General features: G+C 71.9%; 11 protein-coding genes and 1 pseudogene. 5 read left to right on the forward strand and 7 right to left on the reverse strand.

From position 1 onward, the window contains the following. Positions 1 to 391: 391 nt before the first annotated feature. Positions 392 to 1288, reverse strand: a complete 897-nt coding sequence (locus tag PUR61_RS18175) for an ROK family protein (protein WP_329879943.1) — start codon at positions 1286 to 1288, stop codon at positions 392 to 394. A 948-nt stretch (positions 1289 to 2236) separates the two neighbouring features. On the opposite strand from PUR61_RS18175, the gene PUR61_RS18180 reads away from it, so the two are divergent. From PUR61_RS18180 to PUR61_RS18190, 3 genes are all read left to right on the forward strand, one after another. Beyond that, entirely contained in the window at positions 2237 to 4495 is a 2259-nt protein-coding gene (locus PUR61_RS18180) for an alkaline phosphatase D family protein (RefSeq protein WP_329879944.1), read from the forward strand. 216 nt (positions 4496 to 4711) lie between these two features. Then, positions 4712 to 5032: a Sec-independent protein translocase subunit TatA gene (gene tatA / locus PUR61_RS18185; RefSeq protein WP_329879946.1), complete on the forward strand. Its 321-nt coding sequence runs from the start codon at positions 4712 to 4714 to the stop codon at positions 5030 to 5032. A 191-nt stretch (positions 5033 to 5223) separates the two neighbouring features. Continuing rightward, positions 5224 to 8082, forward strand: a complete 2859-nt coding sequence (locus PUR61_RS18190) for an ATP-binding protein (protein WP_329879948.1) — start codon at positions 5224 to 5226, stop codon at positions 8080 to 8082. A gap of 124 nt (positions 8083 to 8206) precedes the next feature. On the opposite strand, the gene PUR61_RS18195 is transcribed toward PUR61_RS18190, so the two are convergent. The 4 genes from PUR61_RS18195 to PUR61_RS18210 all read right to left on the reverse strand — a co-directional run bounded on the left by PUR61_RS18195 (position 8207) and on the right by PUR61_RS18210 (position 13367). Further along, positions 8207 to 9685 carry a short-chain fatty acid transporter gene (locus PUR61_RS18195; protein ID WP_329879949.1) on the reverse strand — a complete coding sequence of 493 codons (1479 nt, stop codon included), beginning with the start codon at positions 9683 to 9685 and terminating at the stop codon, positions 8207 to 8209. A 295-nt stretch (positions 9686 to 9980) separates the two neighbouring features. Continuing rightward, positions 9981 to 11282: a glycosyltransferase 87 family protein gene (locus tag PUR61_RS18200; RefSeq protein WP_329879951.1), complete on the reverse strand. Its 1302-nt coding sequence runs from the start codon at positions 11280 to 11282 to the stop codon at positions 9981 to 9983. A gap of 814 nt (positions 11283 to 12096) precedes the next feature. Then, a complete protein-coding gene (locus PUR61_RS18205) occupies positions 12097 to 13002 on the reverse strand; it encodes a M56 family metallopeptidase (protein ID WP_329879953.1) in 906 nt (301 codons plus the stop codon). Beyond that, on the reverse strand, positions 12999 to 13367 hold the full coding sequence (locus PUR61_RS18210; RefSeq protein WP_329879955.1) for a BlaI/MecI/CopY family transcriptional regulator: 369 nt from the start codon (positions 13365 to 13367) through the stop codon (positions 12999 to 13001). The genes PUR61_RS18205 and PUR61_RS18210 overlap by 4 nt, the downstream gene beginning before the upstream one ends. 241 nt (positions 13368 to 13608) lie before the next feature. Between PUR61_RS18210 and PUR61_RS18215 the strand changes: the two genes are divergently transcribed. Next, positions 13609 to 14652, forward strand: coding sequence for a C40 family peptidase (locus PUR61_RS18215; protein ID WP_329879956.1), 1044 nt, complete (start codon positions 13609 to 13611; stop codon positions 14650 to 14652). A gap of 191 nt (positions 14653 to 14843) precedes the next feature. Here the strand turns inward: PUR61_RS18215 and PUR61_RS18220 are convergent, their stop codons facing one another. Both PUR61_RS18220 and PUR61_RS18225 read right to left on the reverse strand, forming a co-directional pair. Continuing rightward, positions 14844 to 17741: a glycosyl hydrolase family 95 catalytic domain-containing protein gene (locus PUR61_RS18220; protein WP_329879957.1), complete on the reverse strand. Its 2898-nt coding sequence runs from the start codon at positions 17739 to 17741 to the stop codon at positions 14844 to 14846. 691 nt (positions 17742 to 18432) lie between these two features. Then, the gene (locus PUR61_RS18225) at positions 18433 to 20559 is read right to left on the reverse strand and encodes a family 20 glycosylhydrolase (protein WP_329879958.1); all 2127 of its coding nucleotides are present in this window, start codon (positions 20557 to 20559) and stop codon (positions 18433 to 18435) included. 493 nt (positions 20560 to 21052) lie between these two features. Here PUR61_RS18225 and PUR61_RS18230 point away from each other — a divergent pair. Then, positions 21053 to 21265, forward strand: a pseudogene (locus PUR61_RS18230) (2Fe-2S iron-sulfur cluster-binding protein); the annotation flags it as partial. Between the last annotated feature and the right edge of the window lie 33 nt (positions 21266 to 21298).

Below are 21298 nucleotides of genomic sequence, written 5' to 3' on the forward strand. Positions count from 1 at the left end.
CTTGCTCAGCCAGGGCATCCGACCGGCCGCCATCGCCTCGATGTGGTAGTCCGGCTCGCTGCCGTCGATGCAGATGACGACGACCGGGTTTGCGGGCCTGGCGTACGTCCTGCCGTTGACGGTGAAATTCCCGGTGGTCACGGGGGGCTCCTTAGCATGTCGTTTACGTGGCTCGTATCTGTTGGTAACGCAAGGGTGGTGGCGTGGCCGGGCCGGGAGGAACCCCCGATCCGGTTATCCGGGCCATAAGCGCGGACCGCTGCTTTACGGCAGCTTGAGACGGGCTTTGAGAACTCTTTGGCAACGATCCGGTGAAGGCGCGGATCAGCCCGGTGCGCGGTGCGCGGTGCGCGGTGCGCGGTGTGTGGACGGGGCGGGGAGGGGAGCGCGGTCAGTGGCTCCCGGCCAGCTCCTGGGCCAACATGGCGGCCCCCAGACAGGCCGCCCTGCCACCCACCCGTCCCACGACCACCTCCGGGCGCGGCCCGCGCCGGTGGTTCCTCCGGAGGCTGGAGCCGATCTCCTGCCGCAGGGCCGTGTCCGCCGCCGGCAGCGGTCCGCCGACGACCACCCGCTCGACCTCGGCGGAGAGGATCAGCTCGGCGAGCGCCCTGCTGTCCGCACTCCGCAGCGTCACGGTCCGGTCGTCCAACGCATCCCCGTCCGGGACGAAGGCCGCCGACCCCGCGGGCCGTCCTCCGCGCAGCACCGCGGCCAGGACCGGATCACCCGATGCCACGAACACGAACGCGTCGCACCCGCGGCCGGCTCCGAGCCTCCCCTCGGCGACGGCGCCGGCGTGCCCCGCGTGCCCGAGGGCGACAGGCACGTCGAGGTGCTCCTCCAGCCAGCAGCGCAACGGCGTGCCCGCCCAGCCCAGTCGGGGCACCGTGGCGGCGCCCGTGATCCGGTCGACGGATCCGCCGACCACGAGGCCGGCCGCCACCACCGGCATTCCCCGGCGGCCGGCCAGCGCGGCGAGGTCGCTCGCGCAGCCGAGCAGGGTGTCGAGCACGGCGTCCGGGCCCCGGTGGGGCCTGGTGTACCAGCGCTCGGACTCCCGCACCCGGCCGTCGCCGGTCATCACGGTCCCGGTGATGTAGCGCGCGCCGACGTCCAGGGCGACGACACTCGTCCCGGCAGCGGGACGCCCTCGCGGAGCCTCCTGTCCCGGTGCACGGGGAAGGGCGCCGCGCTGTTCGGCGGGTGTGCCCCGCACCGTGGTGGTGGCGCGGTCACGGTCCGGTGCGGGGCGGACGTGTTCGGGGTGTGAACGGGTGACGGTCATGGCGGCCCTGCCTCCGGGTGGTCCTGGGGGTGGTGTGCAGTGCCGCCGCCGCGCGGGCGGAGCGCACCTGCGTCCCGTCCCGACGAGAGCGGTGGCCCGGGTCCGGGGCGACGGCATCGCGCTACGCCCCCGTCCCGGGAGCGCGGGATCCGATGGTTGGCGCGGGGGAGTACGGTGGCAAGGCCCGAAATGCTGATGGGGTGGATAACGGAATCGTATGGGCCGCGATCCGTGCCCGTAGCGGCGTGGTAAGTCCGGATTGTGTCCCGCGAATTTCCGATCCGTAACGCCCTGTCCGGATCGACCGGGACGATACCTGACACCCGGTCAGGAGATTCGACGTGAGAGGTCTCGGGACGATCGCGCGGCTCCGGATCCGCCGGAGGTCGCCGGTCGGTCCGGGCGGGCCGCCGGCCCCAATTCCCCCGGACGCGGAGGCACTTCACCCCGTCCGTTCGGTCCCGGGGTGATGGCGCCGGTCGGTGACCGGTGGATACGCGCCCACCCGGCGCCTCGTCGCGGACTCGAGGGGAGCGCCCCCGCCGTCGGGAGGAATCGCCCCGGGCCGGGCCGGGGGCCGAAGCCGCGACCCGGCCCTCCCGCCCGTCCCCCGGATCTTGAAGAGAATCCCCGTCCCCGATTCCGCGCACGGATATCCGTGCGCGCGAGTATTGACAGTGCGGTTTCGCTGGCGCTGTAGTTCGACTCAGTCACCCCGACCGGTTTCGCCGGTTCTTGCCTGAACGGCACCGGCCACCCGAGCGGCTGCAGACCTTCGTCCGGCCGACCCGTGACGCCCCCACCCCGGCGCCGACGGCCGCCCCACGTGCCACACACCGTCGACCCCACCGATCGGGTCCCCCGTACCCACCCCACCCCCGCTGGACCACGCCCTTGCCGGGCCGTGGTTCGACGGCACCGGTTGACACACCCCCTCAGGAGAAGACCATGGACGACTCTTCCCACACCCCCTCCGAGATCAGCCGCCGGAGGGTCGTACAGCTGCTGGGCGCCGGCGCGGTGATGGCCACCGCCGGTACCACCATGACCGGCACCACCGCGGCGGCGCACTCCGGCGCCTGGTCGGGGCTGGTGGCGGCGGTTCTGGACGAAACCGATGCGGAGACCAACGCCCGCGGGCTGAGGACGCTGCTGGAGAACGCCGGTTTCGCCGTGATCACCCTGAACCCGAACCAGGGAGTGCGCTACCAGGCCGCGCCGTCCCCGCAGCCCCCGGCGGTCGCGGCGGTCGCGGCGACCGCGAACGGTGTGCAGGAGGTGGCCCTGGTCGCCTTCGGCAGCTTCGCCGGCACCCTGTCCTCGTACTCCACCTTCGAGACGGGTCAGCGCGCGTCGCTGCAGGACTTCGTCAAGGCCGGCGGAGTGGTCCTCGACCTCGCCCAGCCCGACCGGCCCGGTTCCGGCGTTCCCTACCTGCCGGTCTTCGATTACCAGTACGACGCGGTCCCGATGCACGCGGTGCGCACCGACTACGACTCCAACACGATCTACCCGGTGGACACCAACCACCCGCTGGTGAAGCCTCTGGCGGTGTCCACGGCAGCGGCCACCAGTGGCCAGGTGCTCACCGGCCGGCGGACCCGGCGCAGCGACGGGGGATACGAGAAGAAGCTCTGGACCAGTTGGGAGTCGCTGGGGGCCTGGGCCGAGATGCGCGTGCTCCTGTCCTGCGTGCCGGGGACGACGGGCTTCCCGGCGGCCCTGGTGGAGGGCAGACACGAGAAGGGCAGATATCTGGTCTCCAGCCTCACCATCGACAAGTGCTACGCGGCGGACGGCACCACGCCGGTCGAGTCCGCCGCCGCCGTCGAGGACAGCCACACGTTCTTCAACGCCCTGACGGGATACGTGCAGAAGGTGCGGGCTTCGAGCGCGCCCGGCGTGTCCACCACCCCGTCGCCCAAGGCGGGTCCGCTCGTCGGCGACGTGGACGAGACCACGGCCCGGATCTGGGCACGGCCGGGTGTGAACCGGACGGCCTACCCGACCTGGAAGTGCCAGGTGAGCGGCGGGGCCGTGAACCAACCCGCCGACCGGACCGTCACGGCCGCCAACGACGAGACCGTTCTGTTCGACGTGACGGGTCTGACGCCGGACACGGACTACACCTTCACCATCACCTGTACGACCCCCGACGCCCCTTCCGTCCCGCTGACCGGGAAGTTCAGGACCGCGCCGGTGGCGACCGCGGCCACCAAGGTCACCCTGGGCGTGGGCTCCTGCGCACACAGCATCTCGAACCCCGTGTGGGCGCGGATCATCGAGAACGGCTGCGAGGGCTTCGTCATGCTCGGCGACACCCCGTACGCCGACCGGGGGCTCAGCTTCAAGGGCGGCACTCCCCCCACGGACACCGAGGTCCTGACCAAGGCGCGCAGGACCCACCGGGAGTTCCTGGCCGCGCCCGGAATCGACAACCTGGTCAGGTCGATGCCGGTCTGGGGGACGTGGGACGACCACGACTACGGCGCCAACGGCTCCGACGGCACCTTCGTGAAGAAGGACCTGTTCCGCCAGGTGTTCGTCGACTACCGCGCCAACGCCTCCTTCGGTCACGCCACCAACGGGACCCAGGCGGTGACCGGCCGGGGTCCCGGTGAGGGCATCTACACGTCCTTCCGGCGCGGCCCGGTCGAGGTGTTCCTCATCGACCCGCGGTGGTTCTCCAACTCGGGTTCGAACCCGCGGGTCTGCATGGGGAGCGTCCAGAAGGACTGGCTGTTCGGGAAGCTGAAGGCGAGCACCGCCAAGTTCAAGGTCCTCGCTTCGGGAATGACCTGGTACGACAAGGCCGGCCCCGAGAGCGACGACTGGTTCACCTACCAGGCCGAGCGGGCCGAGTTGTTCAAGCACATCAGGGACAACAACATCAAGGGCTGCGTCCTGCTCAGCGGGGACATCCACGTCTCCCGCACCCTGAAGAACCACGGGGACCCGAACGTCGGTTATGACCTGTGGGAGTTCGTCGTCAGCCCGCTGCACGACAAGACGGCCGCCGACGTGCACCACGTGGGCACCCCCCCTGTCGGTCTCGTGGACAAGGTCGCCGAACCCCGTACCTTCCTCAAGCTGGAGGCCGACACCAGCACCGCCACGCAGGCGAAGCTGACCGCCACCTGGATCAACGCAGCCGGTAAGGCCGTCATCGGCCCCCTCGTGCTCACCGCGGCCCAACTCGGTTACTGAGAGCCGTACCTGAGCTGACGGCCGACACCACCGTGACGCCGGCCGCGCTCACCGCCAAGTGGATCAACCGGGACGGTGCGGTGCTGCACACGCAGACGCACATCATCACCGAGCTCACCCGCGCCTGACACCCCGGTCGGCGCGGGATCGCGGGGCGACCGCGGTCCCGCGCCGACCACCCGGACCCTCCGGATCGACAGTCAAGGAGAGACCCCCATGCTCCGCAACGGCCTGGAACCCTGGCACCTCATCGTCGTGCTCGCCGTGATCGTGCTGCTCTTCGGCTCGAAGAAGCTCCCCGAGGCCGCGCGCGGGCTCGGCAAGTCCCTGCGCATCCTGAAGGCCGAGACCAGGGCCCTGCACGAGGACACCCCGCCCGACCCCGCACCCGACACCCCCGCAGACATTTCCCAGACCGCCCCCACGGCCCACACCGCCCCGGAAACCACCACCCCGGCCATCCCCCCGCCCAGAACCGACGCACCTGCCGGCGGCCGCACCACACCCAGCGCCTCCCACTCGCACACCCCCTCCTGACCGGATCCCCACACCCGGGCGCGGCCCCTCGGCCGCGCCCGGCCTCGAAGCCCGGCCGCCGGTTCGGCGGACCGGGCGTCCCCGTGCGGCCGCGCCCCCGCTCCGCCGACCCGCGCCGGGATGGCTACCGTGGACGCAGAGACCGAGATCCTTCCCGCCCGGGAAGGCCGCGGGCAGGACGGGAGCCGGTTGTGGACGACCTCGGTGACGGCACGGCCCTCCTCGGCGTGCACGGCGTCGCGTTCGCGGGCCGGGACGGCGAGCTGCGGGCGCTGCTCTCCGCGGTGTCCGGGCTGCGTCCGGCGGTGGTGCTGGTGGAGGGCGAGGCGGGGATCGGCAAGTCGCGGCTGGTCGCGGAGGCGTCGGCGGTGCTGCGCGCGCAGGGTCTGCGGGTGCTGGTCGGCGGGTGTCATCCGTTGCGGGAGCCGCTGGCGTACGGCCCGGTGATCGACGCGCTGCGCCGGGTCGGGCCGTGGTTGCCGCCGGTGGGGCGGCTGGGTGCCTCGGCGGGCGTGCTGGCGCCGCTGCTGCCGGACCTCGCCGGTGCGCTGCCCGAGCCGCCGCCCGCGCTGCCGCCGGAGGTCTCGGTGTCCGGAGCCGGACGGTTCTGGGTGGTCTCGGCGGTGCGGACGGTGCTGGAGGCGGTGGCGCCGGCGGTCCTGGTGGTGGAGGACGTGCACTGGGCGGACGAGGCGACCCGGGAGCTGCTGCTGTTGCTGGCCCGGGACATGCCGGGCGACGTCGCGTTGGTGCTCACCTACCGGGGGGAGGAGCTGCCGGGCGGGCGGCCGGTGCTGGGGGTGCCGTTCAGGCGTCCGCCGGGCACGGGCGGGGCGGAGGTCCGGCTCGGTCCGTTGGGTGAGGCGGAGCTGAGGACGATGGCGCGGGAGGTGCTGGGCGGCGATCCGGCACCGGCCCTGGTGCGGACCCTGCTGGAACGCAGCGGTGGTCTGCCGCTGGTGATCGAGGAGGACCTGATCACCCTCGCACGGTCACCGGACGGGGCGGACACGGCGGTCCTGCGGGTGCCCCGCAGCCTCGGCGAGGTGCTGGCGGACCGGACCGGACGGCTGGGCCCCGACGCGGCGGCCCTGGTCGACGCCGCGGCCGTGCTGTCCGTCCCGGCAGGGACCGGGCTGCTCGCCGAAGCCGCCGGGCTGGACGAGGAGCGGGGCGACGCTGCACTCGTGGAGGCGCTCGACGCCGCGGTGCTGCGGCAGGTCGGTCCGGACACCTACGGATTCGCGCACGTCCTGGCCCAGGAGGCGGTCTACGCCGCCCTCCCGGGGCCGGTGCGCAACCGGACCCATCGGCGGGTCCTGGAGACGCTGCTGGCCCAGGACCCGCCGCCGCTGGTGCAGATCGCCCACCACACCCGTGCGCTGGGGGACCGGAAGGCCTGGCTGCCCCGCGCCCGGGCCGCCGCCGACCAGGCCACCGCGGTCGGTGACACGGGTACCGCCGCCACGCTGCTGAACGAGATCATCGACCAGCCCGACCTCACCCCGCGGGAGCTCGCCCATGCTGCCTGGGCGCTCTCCTACACGGCCTCGGTCGGCACCGAGGCCGCCACCACGGTCAGGATCCTGCGCAGGATCCTGACCGTGGCCGGTCTGCCCGAGGAGGTGCGCGGCCGGATCAGGACGAGCCTCGGCGGGCTGCTGATCTACCAGGTCGGAGACCTGGCGGGCGAGCAGGAGATCGTGACCGCCCTGGCGGAGGTGGGCGACAGCACCCCGGTCACCTCGGCCCGGATCCTGAGCTACCTGGGCCTGTCGCAGACCGACCGTTTCACGCTCGCCGAGCAGCGGGCCCTCGTCCGGCGCGGCTACGATCTGCTGGCCGGAGCCGAGAGCCGCAACGCCCGGCCGATCATGGACGTCGCCGGAATCTTCCTGCGGGGCGTGGTGGCGGACCCGGCCCTCCCGGAGGTCCTGGCGGCGCTGCCCCGCGACGGCGAGGTGCCCGTGCTCCAGGCCACGGCCTTCAGCGTCTGCAGCATCGCCGAGACCTGGCTCTGCGTCGGGCACGACACGTGGTCCGCCGGCGCCGTCGAGGAGTTGCGGGCCATGGCACCGCGCACCCACCTGCCCATGCTGGACCCCTACCTGGACACCTTCCGGGTCGTGCTCGACTGGCACTCCGGGCACTGGGACGAGGCCGAGCGCGGACTGGCGGCCCTCCACGACCGTCACCCGGACAACCCCCTGCGGTCCGGCGGGTTGCTGGCGGCGGTGCGGGGTCTCACCGCCGCCGCCCGGGGTCTGACCGCGCAGGCGGCCGCGGTGTTCGACGCCGCGCTCACGCGGGGACTGCACCTGGACCTGTTCGGCGCCGCCGCCGGCCGGGCCAGGCTCCACCTCGCCCGCAGCGACCCCCAGGCCGCCTGGCGGACCCTGACCGACCCGCTCGACTTCCTGACGTTCCTCGACCGCAAGGAGGCCTGGGGCTACGCCTGGGACCTCGTCCCCACCGCCGTCGAAACCCTCCTCGCCCTCGACCGCGCCGACGAGGCCCGCGGCCTGACCGAACGCCACGCCACCGCCGCCGAAGGCCGCGACGCGCCCGGCGCCGACGCCGAACAGCACCACTGCCGTGGCCTGTTGCTGGCCGGCACCGACCCGGACGCCGCGACGGCGGCCTTCGACCTCGCCGCAGCGCGGTGGAGCGACATCGACCGCCCCTACCGGGCCGCCCTCGCCGCCGAACGCGCCGCCCGCACCCGCACCGACCCCGGTGAGACGGAGACCCGCCTCACCGGCCCGATCGCCGCCTTCGAGCGCCTCGGCGCCACCTCCGACGCGGCCCGCTGCCACCGAGGGCTCCGCGAACTCGGCCGGCAGACCCCCAACCCGCGCGGCCGGGCCGGCTACGGCGACCGGCTCTCCCCTCGCGAGGAACAGATCCGCGACCTCCTCACCACCGGCGCCACCAACAAGGACATCGCCGCCGCCCTGTTCCTCTCCACCCGCACCGTCGAGAACCACGTCGCCCGCGTCCTCGCCAAACTCCGCACCACCCGCGCCGACCTCACCGACGGGCAGGTCTGAGCCGACCGGTCTGCCGACGGCCCCCCGTACGGATCCCGCGCGCTCCTTGAGCGGAACACGGGGCCGTCGTGAGGGTCGTCGGCAGGCCGGTCGGTCACCGGTACGCCCGTGCCTCGGCAGGAGCTCAGGGGAAGGGGAGCGTGCGGGCGAAGACGGTGACGAGCACCAGCACGGCGGGGAAGAGGGCGAGGAACATGGCGAACGTGTACCCCATGATGTCGCGCGCCTTGAGCCCCAGGACGGCGAGCGTGGGCAGCATCCAGAACGGTTGCAGCAGGTTGGCACTGGCCTCGCCGAGGTCGTACACGACGACCATCCAGCCCTGGTTGACCTGGAGTTGGTTGGCCGCCTCCAGGACGTAGGGGGCCTCGATCACCCACTTGCTGCCACCGCTGGGCACGAACACCCCGAGGACGCAGCTGTAGACCGCGATCATGGCCGGGTAGAAGAACTCGTTCGACACCGACACCAGCCAGCCGGCGATGGTCTTGTGCAGACCGGTGTAGGCGATCATCCCGAAGATGCCGCCGTACAGCGGGAACTGGAGCAGGATGCCGGAGACCGCGGGCGTGCCGTCCTTGACGGCGCGGGCGAGGTTCGCCGGCCGCCAGTGCAGGACGAGCGCCAGCAGGATGAGGATCAGGTTGATGGTGTTCAGGTCGAGCGCGTCGAGCGGGCTGCCACCGGAGTTCGCGAAGCGCCGGACGAGGTACCAGGCCCCGAGCGCGAACAGCAGGACCGTGAAGACCGGGCTGTACTCGATCCACTCGCCCGGCCTGGTCCGCCGGCTGTCGCGGCGCTGCCGGTCGAGACCGGGTCCCAGGTCGATGCCGAGCTGCTCCGCGGTCTTCGCGCGTTCCGGTGAGGGGGCCAGGAACCAGGCCATGCCCACACCGATGACGAAGATGACCGCCGTGGCCACGACGCCCTGCCACAGGAAGATGGTCTCGGTGAGGGGGATCAGCCCGCTGCCCCGGCCCTCGGCGATGACCTTCTGCACGGCCGCCGGGCTCGACGTGGCGCTGGCCACCTGCAACGCGGCCGACCCGGACAGTCCCTGGGCCCACACCGTGCCGAGGCCGAGGAAGGCCATCGCGCCGAGTGCGCGGTAGTCCACGCCGGGGACCCGGCGGGCGACCTCCTTGGCGAGGATCGCGGTGAAGATCAGGCTGAACGCCCAGTTCGCGTAGGAGGTGAGCATGGCGACGGCGGCGGTGAACGCGACGGCGCCGCGCGGGGTCCGGGGCAGCGCCGCCATCCGCGCGATCAGGCGCCCGACCGGCGGGGAGGCCGCCACCGCGTAGCCGGCGATCACGATCATGGCCATCTGCAGGGTGAAGGTGATGAGGGACCAGAATCCCTGGCCCCAGGCGTCGACCAGGCCGTACCCGCTCGTCGCCCCGGGTTTGTCCGGAACACCGAGCAGGTCCTCCCCGGACACCAGTCCGAGAGCGAAGATCAGGAACGTCCCCACCAGGACGAAGCCCAGTGCGTCGGGCAGCCATTTCTCGGTGAAGGCCGTGAAGCGGAGTGCAAGCCGGGCGAGCCAGTTCTCGCCGGTTCCCGTCGTCGGACCGGGAGGCTCGGGCGCGGTCGTCGTCATCGGATCCTCGCTCTCACTCCCCGGATAGGTGGCACCTGTGCCGGGCCGGTGCGGGGAGTGCGGCCGATCCTGCGTCGCCGCGGCTTCCGGGGTCAATGGTGACGAGGGTCACACCCGACCCGGGTCAGGTGTGGACGTCGGCCGCGACCGCGCCTCGATGCCCAGAACGTCTCCTACGGCACGGTGTACGCGCGCCTGGAACGGTTGCGGCGGGCTGCCGGAGGTCCAGTACGCGGGGTACCTCACAGGGGCTTCGACATCGTGCTCCTGGTGCTGAGTGACGCCCCGCCGGCCGCTACCGCCTCAACCCGGCCTGCCGTGGCTCCGGGATGCGCGGGGCAGCCGGTCGGGGGCCTCCCGGCTCGACGGATCGGACGGTGTCCGGCGCCGGAGCTCCGCGCAACTCCCCGGCGGTGGACCGGAGTACGGCGAGCAGGGCGAGCAGCATCAGCATGCCGTGGGCCGGCATCGACAGGTACGGTGCCACGGCGGGGGCGATGAACGTGAGGTAGCTGCCGAGGGACGACGCCTGCACCAGGAGCGGTAGATGCCAGAGCCGACGGGGGCGGTGGGAGGCGACGATCACACTGAGCACGTCGGCGACGTAGAAGTAGCGCTCGTGCATGGACGGCAGCAGGAACGGCACCGCGATCGCGGAGGTGGTGGCCAGCAGGAGGACCGTGGTGTGGGTGAGCCGCGGTCGTCCGTCCCGCTCCACCGCTCCGCCGGACCGCCGGACGGACCGCACGGCCAGCCCGACCAGGACCAGCACCGTCGCACCCGCGATCAGGACGCCGATGCTCCGTACGGCGCCCTCCGCGGTCTGCGGCACGGAGACGAACTGGTAGACGGACGGCGCGTTGAGCGTGAGTTGCGTGTACGCGCCCGTCTGCCGGGTGTACACCGTCAGCAGTTTCCACGGGTCGGCGCCGAGCAGGAGGGCGGGGATGTCGAGCGCCAGGCAGACCGCCGGAACGGCCAGCAGGCTCGGCCAGGGGATCCGCTTCACCAGGACGAGTATCAGCAGCAGGGGGAAGAGGAAGACCGCCTGGAGTTTGAACGCCAGCGCGATCCCGAAGAACGCGCCCGCCCACCAGGGCCGGTCCCGGAGCAGGTGGTACAGGCCGCCGACCAGGAAGGTCGTGAAGATCGCGTCGGCCTGGCCCCACCAACCGCTGTTGATGACGACGGTGGGGAGGAGGAGAACGACCACCGCCGCTCCGAGGGCGGGCCGGAGCCGCCGGGGCCGGCGCAGGGCGACGATGCGGAACGTGTACGACGCCAGCGCCAGGTCGAACAGGATCGAGGCCCACTTGATGCTCGCCAGCGCCGGCACCGGCAGATAGGTCAGCGCGGCCATGACGTAGAGGTACGGGGCGTTGTAGTCGGAGAACTCCATGTCGCTGAGGGCGGCGAACCCGCCGTTCTCCGCGATGTACCGGTACCAGGGGCCGAGGAAGTAGAAGTAGTCCGACGACTCGCCGTCCAGGAGGAGGATCCTGAACAGGAGTGCGGCCCCCACCGCCGGTATCGCGGCGAGTGCCAGGACCGTCGGGTCGGTCGCGCGACGGCGTGGGTCGGTGGTCGAGTCGGACATCGGACTCCGTTCGGGTCGGCGCGGTGCCTTGTGCGGCGTGTGCGGGCAGGGAGAGGGGGCACGTCGCGAGTCCGGACGCTGTCCCACCCGGACCGCGGGGTGAGGGCGGAGTGGACCGGGGCCAGGTCCGTATGCCCCGGCCTGTCGCGTCCGTCGTCCCGCCCCGCCCGGTCACGAGGTCGGTCGGTGGACGGGTCTCATGCCCTTCTGCGGGTCCTGCGGGCGGCGTTCCTCCGAGGTGTGGCCCTGACCGGGCTCCCGGCGGCCCTCGGCCGGCCGCGGGAGTGCCTGCCTGTCGCTCGTGAGGGTGTCGTCATCGACGACGAGCCCCGCCCCCCTGTGGCCTGCCCGCCCGTACCGGGCGGCGAATATGACGACACGCCGGTGGTGCTCCCCGGGGGGTAGGAGCACCACCGGGTGCTACTAAGTAGCTTAGCGGATAGCGGGGGATTCCTTCGGCGCCGAGGGCGACGGGACGGCTGCGCAGGCGGTCGCCGGGGTCGGCGGCCCGGATGTCGGCCGGTTGCTCGGTGGCGAGCCGCCCGGGGCCTGCCCCGGGGGGCGTGTCGTTGCCGCCGAGGGCGGTGGGGGCGGCGGCTGGGGACAGGGCGGCCAAGGAGGGGCCGGCGGTCCGGGTGAGGGGCCTCGCGCGCGATCCTCCGTCGTCGGTCGCGGGCGCTCGCGATGCTCCGGGAGCCTCGCTCGACCCGGGGCCGGGCGCGGAAGTCCTCTGAACGGAGGAGCGCGGTCATCGCGTGGTGTGCCCGGCACCCTCACGCCGTTGTGAGGTGCGGCACGCCCGGGAGCGCGTGGCTCAGCCGGCGATGGAACAGCAGGCGAACAGGAACGGCATCATCGGCGCGGCGAGCGCGAGGGCCGCGACGGACGTCCAGGCGAGCGGGTGCGGGGGCTTGCCCGGGTGCAGGAGGCGCGTCACCCGGGCGACGACCGCCGAGCCGTTCGCGCCGAGGCCGAAGCCGGGTACCTGGCCGGCGGCGACCTCGCACATGGCGCCGGCCAGGGTGCGCGGCGGGTGGGCGAGGACCGCGCGGTCGTCGGCCACCATCTCCAGCAGGGTGGCGATCTCGGCGCGGGCACCGATCGCGAGCGGCAGGCCGGGAAAGGCGCGGGTGAACGCGCCGGTGGCCCCGGTGACCAGGTGGTGGCGGCCGCTCAGGTGGGCCCGTTCGTGGGCGAGTACGGCCTGGAGCTGGGGCGGGGTGAGCGCCTTGAGGGCGCCGCTGGTGAGGACGATCCGGCGGGATCGCCCCGGCAGGCAGTAGACCGCGGGCGTGCCGTGGTCCAGCACGGTGGCGGCGAGGCCGGGATCGCGCCGAGCCACCAGATCGAGCATCGCGCCGTGCCGGCGGCGGTGACGCCTTGCGTGCAGCACGACGGCGGCGAACCAGCCGACCGGCCACAGGGCGACGACCAGTGGGGCGGCCATCTGCGCGGAGTGGACCGCGATCCCCCGGCCGGCCGCCCCGGCGATGCCGCAGGCGTGGAGAAGCCGGAGCACTCCCCGGTGCAGGTGTACCTCCGGCACGACGAGGTGATGCACCACGAGGGCCAGGGAGGCGATGAAGGACACCATCAGGCCGAGCCAGAGGGCGACGGCCAGCCCGGGTGCGCGGTACGGCCATCGGGCCCGTCGGAGCAGTCGGGGGACGCCCAGCCCGACGAGCAGGGTGTAGGCGGCGAGGAGCGCGGCCGAGATCACGGCTGGTCCGGCACCGGTTTCGCGTCGAGCAGGCCGCGGATCACCTCAAGCTCGTCGGAGGAGATCTCCTCGATGAAGTGGGCCAGCGCCGCCGGGCGGTCCCGGCTGGAGCCGAGCGCCTCCTGCATCAGCGCGGCGGTGTACTCCTCGCGGCCGAGGGCCGGCCGGTAGAGCCAGGCCCGGCCCTGCTTCTCGCGGGTGAGGATGCCCTTCCCGTGCAGGATGTCGGCGACGGTCATCACCGTGGTGTAGGCGACGGGGCGCTGCCGGTTGATGTCGTCGACGACCTCCCGCACCGTGGCGGGTCGGTTCCACGTCCACAGGCGGTCCATGATCTCCGCCTCCAGGTCACCCAACCGACGCACAGCCTGCCCACTTCCCCGAGGATCCCGTTGGTAGCCCCCCATGCTAGACCGCGAAGTCCCTGCGGTGGGATGCCGGGAGACGCGGCGGTCGTCCGGCGGTGCTGCCGAGGTCCGGGGGGTTGCGGAACCCACCCACCAATCTACTAAGTTTATTCGCACTTGTTGTGGGCCGTGCCCGCGGCGGGTTCTGCGCCCGCACTCGCGCGGGCGCATCACACACGTCGGAGGAGCGCGCCGAACGATGGGATCGCACCGCAAGCCGAACCCGCCGAGTCGGGCCCGGATGGCCGTCCTGACGACTGCGATGGCCGGCACCGCGGCCCTGGCTTCCACCGTCAGTGCCCACGCCGAGCCGGCGCCCTCGCCCGACGCGGTCAAGGCCCGGGTCGACGCGCTGAACGAGGAGGCCGAGGCGTCGATCGAGAAGTACAACGGCTTCAAGGAGAAGCAGCAACAGCTCCGGACCGGGGCCGACCGGATACAGGAGCGGGTCGCCGACGGGCAGACCAGGCTGAACGAGCTCAGGACCGAACTCGGTGTACTGGCCGGCGAGCAGTACCGCAACGGTGGGGTCGACCCCGCGGTCCAGCTCATGTTCAGTTCCAGCCCCGACTCCTACCTCACCCAGGCCTCGATGCAGGGCCAGGTGGCCACCTCGCAGACCGAACTGCTGAAGCAACTCCAGGGCGAGCAGCGTCGTCTTGACCAGGACCGCACGGAAGCCGCCGCCTCCCTCGCCCAGCTGGAGGTTACCGACGCCGCGCTGGCCGCGGAGAAGAAGGGGATCCAGAACAAACTCGCGCAGGCCCAGGCGCTGCTCAACAAGCTCAGCGCGGCGGACCGGGCCAAGGTCAACGCCCAGGAGGCCGCCGCCCGCGCCTCCCGGGTCAGTGGTCGCAGTGAGCCGGCGCCCGCCTATCAGGGCCCGGTCACGGGTCGTGCCGCGGAAGCGCTCAAGTTCGCCTACGCCCAGCTCGGCAAGCCCTACGTGTGGGGTGCCACGGGTCCTTCGGGCTTCGACTGCTCCGGCCTGACCGGCGCGGCGTGGAAGGCGGCAGGGGTCTCCCTCCCGCGGGTCTCCCAGGCGCAGTGGAACGCCGGCCGGCGCATCGCCCGGGCCGACCTCCAGCCCGGCGACCTGGTCTACTTCTACGCCGATCTGCACCACGTGGGTATCTACATCGGCGACGGCAAGATGATCCACGCACCCCGCACCGGCAAGAACGTCGAGATCCTCCCGATCGACAGCATGGACGGCCCGGTCATGGGCGGCACGCGCCACTGAACCCGTCGCGTCGTAGGGTCCGATTCGATCTGCCGCTAACCCGAGCAGGTCGTCATCGACCTGAGGCCACGGGCGGTGGCGCCCGGAGGACCCTCGGCGTCGTCGGGGCTGCCCCGGCGGCCGACGACGGGCGGCACGGGGCCGTGACGGCGGCGACGCCTGGTCACCGCCGTTTCACGCACCCGGGGCCGTCACACGCCCTCGGGCTTCCATTCCTGGCTTGCGCCGCCACCGGCGGGCGACTGGACGATCGCGGCGCCGTTGGTGGTGGACCCGCTCCGCACGTCCGCGCAGAGCCCGCTCCTGACGTTGACCAGGCGGTAGTAGCCGCCGGTGCCCGCCGGAACGAGCCGCCACCACTGGTTGCCGCTGTTGGTGTCCGACCACTGGTCGAGGGCCTTGCCGACGGTGCCGGAGGCGCCCGGGTCATCCAGAACCTTGCCGCTCCTGACGCTGGACAGGCGGAAGGAGCCGTCGTGGTCCGGCAGCAGCCTCCACCTCTGGTTGGTACTGCCGGACCAGGTGTACTGGATGACCGGGGCGCCGTCGGTGGTGGCGCCTCCGAAGACGTCCATGACCAGGCCGCTGTTGCGGTTCACCAGCTTGAACTCGCCGGTGAGCAGCCCGACGGTGAGCGTGGTGCCGGTGCCGGCGGTCAGCGACACGACCCGGGCGTGGTTGCCGAGCGGCGAGGCGGCGACCCTCGCGCCGGTGCTGACGGAGGTGATGCCGCGCCGGCAGATGAACGTGATGTCCTGGTCGACGGCGGAGGTGAGATGGACGGTGGCCGTGCGGGCGGCGGTGTCCCACGACAGCGACCGGACGGTGATGCGGTTGCGGCCGCGGACACCCCTGATGCTGCCCTTCGCCAGCTGGTCGGGCAGAGCGGGGAGGATCTCCAGGACACCGGGGCGCGAGTAGACCAGCGCTTCACCGAGGATGCCGGGGAGGGCGTTGGCGGCGTCGCAGTTGTAGGTTTCGAGGCCGGGGTTGTGGGAGGTCATCAGCGACCGGAAGACCATGTTCCTGCCGTAGATCTTCAGCAGGTTGGCGTAGACCCCGGGGCCGTCCTTGAGGCGGGCGCGGGCCAGCGCGCGGTGCAGGCTGCCGTGGGCCGAGTAGTTCTCGTCCCCGCGCTTGTCCAGGGCGGTGCGGGCGTACGTGACCAGGTCGGGCCGGTCCTCGGGATTGATCTCGTGCAGCGGCCAGGCGCCGTGCAGGTGCGAGATGTGCCGGTGGTTGTAGCGGTCGGTCAGCCCCGGCCAGGACCACTCGGCGAGCGCCCCGTCACCGTTGACGGTGTAGTCGGGCAACTTGGCCAGCAGAGCGGTCCAACGGGCTACGCCCTTGCCTGCGCCCTGTTCGAGACCGAGGGTGTTGGCCGCGTCGATGGCGGCCCGCAGGGCGTGTCTGCCGGCCATGATGTCGGCGGTGGCGTTGACGGCGAAGTACCTGCCCGTGCTGGTCGGGCTGTTCTCCATGGAGAAGGAGGGCACGAAGACGGCCTTGCCGTTCGAGTCCGTGCGGGTGAGGAAGTCCTCGTAGAACAGTGCCAGCTCCATCAGCGCGGGGCCCAGCTTGTCCCGCAGGAAGGCGGCGTCGCCGGTGACCTCGTAGTGCTCCAGCAGCGGGTAGAGCAGCCAGTCGGCGCCGCCGGTCCACACCTGGCCGGGGAAGCCGACGTCGTCGAAGTGCAGCATGCGCCCGTGCTCGCCGTCGGTGCGGGACGGGGCGAGGAATCCGCGGGCGCCGTAGAGGTTGGTGGCGTTCCTGCGCCAGTCGGCGAGCTGGCCCAGGACGAGGTCGAAGTAGCCCTGCATGGCGTCGCCCAGGTCGAGGATGTTGCCCCCGGCCACCTGGAGGTTGATGTTGGCGTCGGTGGTGATGTCGTCGGCCCAGGCACCGCTCCAGGTACCGCTCCAGATTCCGGTCAGGCGCGGCGGGAGGACGCCGCTGGAGCTGATGAACAGGTAGCGGCCGGAGTCGTACATCCGCTCCATCAGCGCGACGTCGACGACCGAGGTGTTGGTGTTCTGCCGGGCGATCAGGTCGCTGGTGGTCAGCCGGCGGTCGGCGGCCGAGACGTTCAGGTCGAGGGCGGAGCGGTCGTACATGACCTGGTGCCTCGGCGCGTGGCGGCCCAGCAGGGTGGCGTAGTCGGCCGTCAGCCCCGCCAGGGCCGTCTGCAGGGGCCGGGAGTTCCAGCCGGTGGACGTCTCGTACCGGCCGAGTTTGGTCAGCAGCAGCACCTTGGTGGCCCTCGCGACCACCAGGGTCTGCCCGTCGGCGGTGACCGAGGCGTTGCTGCCGGAGACGACGACCCGGGTGACACCCTCGTAACCGTAGGCGCCGCCGGACGGGTAGGTGCCGCGCAGGTTGAGATGGCCCTCGCCGTTCGTGACCGTGGCGGTGGTGGCGAAGGAGACACTGGCCGGCACGTCCTCAAGGGCGGTACTGACGCTGAGGGTGGTGTCGACGGTACGGCCGGTGGCCGGCAGCAGCTCGTGGACGATGACCCGGTCGGCGCGGGAGACGAAGACGCGGCGCTTCCAGGGGCCGTAGCCGTCGGCCCAAGTGTGGGTGACCTCGCCGGTCCGGAAGTCGGTGATGCGGGCGAAGTCGTTGACCGTCGTCATGCCCGGCGTGTTCAGCCGTAGCTCGTAACCGGGGTGGAAGGTCTGCGTCCAACGCAGCCTCCAGCCGTTCGCGAAGGTCGACGAGGCTCCCGCGTAGTCGCCGGCGAGCGCCTTGTCCCGGGCCGCCTCCAGCCGGCCGGAGATCACCGGCGGCATGACGTCCCGGGTGCCGTTGGGCAGCACCAGCCGGTGGTGGTTGAGGACCATCTTCTCCAGGGCGGGTGCCCCGTAGTAGACGGCCCCGTACTCGCCGTTGCCGCTCAGGAAGCCGTCGGTCCAGGCCGACGCTGCGGTGCCGTCCCAGATGCCGCGATCGGGCAGGGTGACCTGGGGCGGCACGGCCGCGGCGGCCCGGGGGGTGAGGAGGGAGGAGGGCACGGCCGTGGCGCCGGCCACCAGAGCGGCGGCGGTGAGGAAGTGACGACGGTTGAGGGGAAGGTCGGGCAGGGACATGGGTCGACTCCGATGTCGAACGATGGGGGCGAGGCCACCGGGCCGGTGTGGGTGGGGCAGCCCGGTGGCGCGCCGGAGGCGGCGAGACCTGCCACCCCCGCATCAAGGGGCGGCCGCGCGGCCGGGGCTACGCCCGGACCGTGTAGGCCTGTTGCTGCGCGGGGTCGACGACGTCGGGGCTGCCGAACGCACGACCCCACGCAGTTGATCCCGCGTCCCGCCATGACAGGGGGACATGGGATGAATTAACGAGGATGACATTCGGCCTTGTCTAGAGCCCGGACCGAAGAATCTTGAACTTGGTAGCTTCTACATGGGCTTTCAAGGGAAGTGCGGCTTCCGAGGTGGCGCGAAGACGTGCCGTGCTTCTCGGTGATGGCGCGCATTGATTGGGTGTCTGGTTCCGAGGAAGATCCGGATCAAGGGCATTGCACTGACGAAGCCGACCTCTCGCGGAGGGGCATCGCCCGGTTCGATCGATGTCGGGTGAGAGCCCGTGTGCTGTCCGGGGCCACGGGACGTCCCGCGAACGCAGAAGGCCCCCTCAGGAAGGCCGTCCTCGGCCTTCCTGAGGGGGAGTCGCGGGTGGGGGCTCTCCGTCCCGCTCTGTTGCCGGACCGTCCCCGGCAGGGTTCCGAGGTGCGGGCCGCCCGCACCTCGGCAGGTGGTGCGGACGCTCGCCGCTACCGGGTCACTCGACGGTCCACTTCTGGAGGGCGGTGCCCGAGGCGGCCCGCTGGGTGATCAGGGCGCCGTCGGCGGTCGAGGCCGCGGTGAGCAGGAACTTGGTCTTGGCCGAGGTGATGGTGTGGCCGCCGTTCACCGGGGTGACGATCCAGCGCTGGTTGGGGTTGCCGGTGCAGGTCCACTGGATGATCTTTGCGCCGGCGCTGGTGAATCCGCGGTTCACATCGGCGCAGAGCCCGGAGGCCTGGTTGACGAGCGCGTAGGTCCCGTCGTTGTAGCGAGTGAAGGACCACTTCTGGTCGGAGCCGCCGTCCGTGGTCGCGGTGGTGAGCTGGGTACCGGAAGCCGTGGCGGAAGTCAGGGCCTTGCCGCCGGTGGTGAGGGTGTGGACACCCTCCAGGCCGCTGCCGGCCGTGTTGGCCCAGGGGACGCCCGGGGCCGGGTAGAACCCGATGCCGGCGGCGGTCCAGCGCGGGCCGTGCAGGCCCAGGCGCTGGCGGAAGCTGTTCCAGTCCCGGGCGGACTGGGGGCTCCAGCCGACCTCGGCGATGGCGGGCAGTCGGGGGAAGCTCATGAAGTCGGCGTAGTCCCGGGGCGCGGGCCAGCGGGTGCCGGCGTTGGGCAGCGCATTGCTGCCCTCGTAGGCGCGGTCGGCCCAGAGTGCGGCCGCGACGCCGGCGACCTTGTGCGCCGGGACGATGGAGCCGGTGCCGTCGAGCTTGCCGGTGACGGTCTCCGGGTCCCACTCGTAGGAGCGCTGCACCGGCACGTATCCGGACCAGCTCAGGCCGTACGGGGTGGAGGCGTCGTACTTCATGTCGAGGTAGGCGTGGTCGGACGGCGACATGATGAACTTGACGTCCTGGGCGGCTCCGGCCCGGAGGTGGCGGATGCCCAGCGCCTCCTTCGCCGTGCCGATGGTCTCCCGGTCGCTGTCCTCGCCCCAGTACTGGAGGAGGCTGCCGGCGGGGAGGGGGGACTGGCCGAGCTGGTGCCAGCCCATCACGGTCTTCTTCTGCGCGGTGGTCGCGTCGGTGACCGTCTTGACGTAGGAGTCGTACTGCTCCGAGGTGGTGGCCGCGGGGACCTCGTCACCACCGAGGTGGACGTAGGGGCCGGGGGTCAGCTCGGCCACGGCCTTGATGACGGTCTGCAGGAAGTTCTTCGTCGCGTCCTTCTGCTTCTGCTCGCCCAGACAGAAGAGGCTGATCTTGACGTCGAAGCCGGAGTAGGGCTGCGCGTACTTGTCGTCACAGCGCAGTTCGGGCACCGAGGTCTGGGCGGCCCAGGTGTGGCCGGGCCCGTCGATCTCGGGCACGACGGTCATGAAGCGGGAGGCGGCGTAGGAGACGATCTCCTTGTAGTCCGCCGCCGTGTAGTACCAGTCGGTGCCGCCGGTGAAGCCGCTCTGCGTGCTGGCGCCGACCTTGGTGAGGTTCGGCAGGGCGTCGATGGCGATGCGCCAGCCCTGGTCGTCGGTCAGGTGCAGCTGCAACTTGTTGATCTTGTAGGCCGCGGCCTCGTCGATGTAGCGCTTGACCTGGTCGACGGGGAAGAAGCGGCGGGCGACGTCCAGCATCACGCCGCGGTACTCGTAACGGGGCGAGTCGGAGATCTCCGTGGGTGCGACGGTCCACGCCCGGGACTGCTTGGTGCGGGACTCGACCGCGGCGGGGAGCAGCTGGCGAAGGGTCTGCACGCCCCGGAACAGGCCCTGTGCGCCGTATGCCGTGACGACGATGCCGTTCTTCCTGGCCGAGACGGTGTACCCCTCGGCGCCCAGCTCCCTGGGGCCGTTGGGGTCCAGGACGACGGCCTTGTCGGGCGCCTTGGTCGCCTTCACCACCTGGAGGTCGAAGCCCGTCGCGGGAGCGAGGAGCTTCGACAGGTAGGTACCGACCCCCACTGCCGCCGAGTCCTTGGAGAGGACGGCGATCCGGGTCTTGGCGGTGAGGGTGAACTCGCCTCCGGACAGGGCCTGTTGTGAGACGGGTTGCGGCACCACGGCCGCGACGGGGGTGGAGGCCGGCGTGTCGGCGGCGGCGGGGGAGAGCGTCGCCGTGAGCGGGAGGGTGACGGCGGCTGTGGCGAGTACGACGAGGCTTCGGCCTCGCCGGCAGGACCAGCGCATGGCTGACTCCTTCTGTGGGGGAAGGTCAGGAAGCCGCCCGATGAACGGGCGACCGGGAGGCGCGAACCGCGCCGGCGGCGAGGGGATGCGCGGGGCTCGCGCGTCGGGCACCGGACCGCTGGGGGTTCGTTCCGGCCGGCGACCTCGCCCCGCTCCCCGCCGAGAACCTGCCGCGCTGCAGGTTGCTCGTGCCGCATGAGAGCAGAAAATGTGCTTGTAGTTGCTGCAAGCGCGAGTGTTTAAAGCACTTTCGACCATGAAGCTTTCAGTTGGCAGGGTGGGGCGTCAAGTCCTACCCGACCGTAGGTTTCGCCGGGTCCCGGTTCCTCGCCCGTCTGTGCCCCGGATCCCGCGCGGGGTACGGCAACTGACGACCGGTAGGCCGGGCTGTCGGTGCTCCGGACCGTCCGCCCCGATCACGACTTGGTAACGCGCCGGGCTCCGGCGGTCGTTCCGCACTCCTTATTAGGGAAGCGGGATGCGGGAAGCGTTCATGTGCACAGTCGCTGAGGTTTCGTCACGTGGTGGAGGTGGTCCGGTGCGAGCTCTGCCGTATGCCGTGGACTTGCGACGGTTCGGCGCACCGAGCCGGTCCGGCGCCGCCGACGGCGCGGACCGGACGCTGCTCCACGCGCCGGAGGAGGCGGGGACGGTGGTCCCGTCCACCTGCCGTCAGGGCATCTGCGGATCGTGCGAGACCGCGGTCCTCACCGAGTGGCGCCCCGCGGTGCACGGGCAC

This window comes from Streptomyces sp. BE20, from assembly GCF_036322525.1.
Lineage (GTDB): Bacteria > Actinomycetota > Actinomycetes > Streptomycetales > Streptomycetaceae > Kitasatospora.

Coding starts and splice junctions, on each gene's coding strand:
- PUR61_RS18175 (WP_329879943.1), bottom strand. CDS start 1,288: ATGACCGTCACCCGTTCACACCCCGAACACGTCCGCCCCGCACCGGAC.
- PUR61_RS18225 (WP_329879958.1), bottom strand. CDS start 20,559: ATGCGCTGGTCCTGCCGGCGAGGCCGAAGCCTCGTCGTACTCGCCACA.
- PUR61_RS18215 (WP_329879956.1), top strand. CDS start 13,609: ATGGGATCGCACCGCAAGCCGAACCCGCCGAGTCGGGCCCGGATGGCC.
- PUR61_RS18180 (WP_329879944.1), top strand. CDS start 2,237: ATGGACGACTCTTCCCACACCCCCTCCGAGATCAGCCGCCGGAGGGTC.
- PUR61_RS18195 (WP_329879949.1), bottom strand. CDS start 9,685: ATGACGACGACCGCGCCCGAGCCTCCCGGTCCGACGACGGGAACCGGC.
- PUR61_RS18200 (WP_329879951.1), bottom strand. CDS start 11,282: ATGTCCGACTCGACCACCGACCCACGCCGTCGCGCGACCGACCCGACG.
- tatA (WP_329879946.1), top strand. CDS start 4,712: ATGCTCCGCAACGGCCTGGAACCCTGGCACCTCATCGTCGTGCTCGCC.
- PUR61_RS18220 (WP_329879957.1), bottom strand. CDS start 17,741: ATGTCCCTGCCCGACCTTCCCCTCAACCGTCGTCACTTCCTCACCGCC.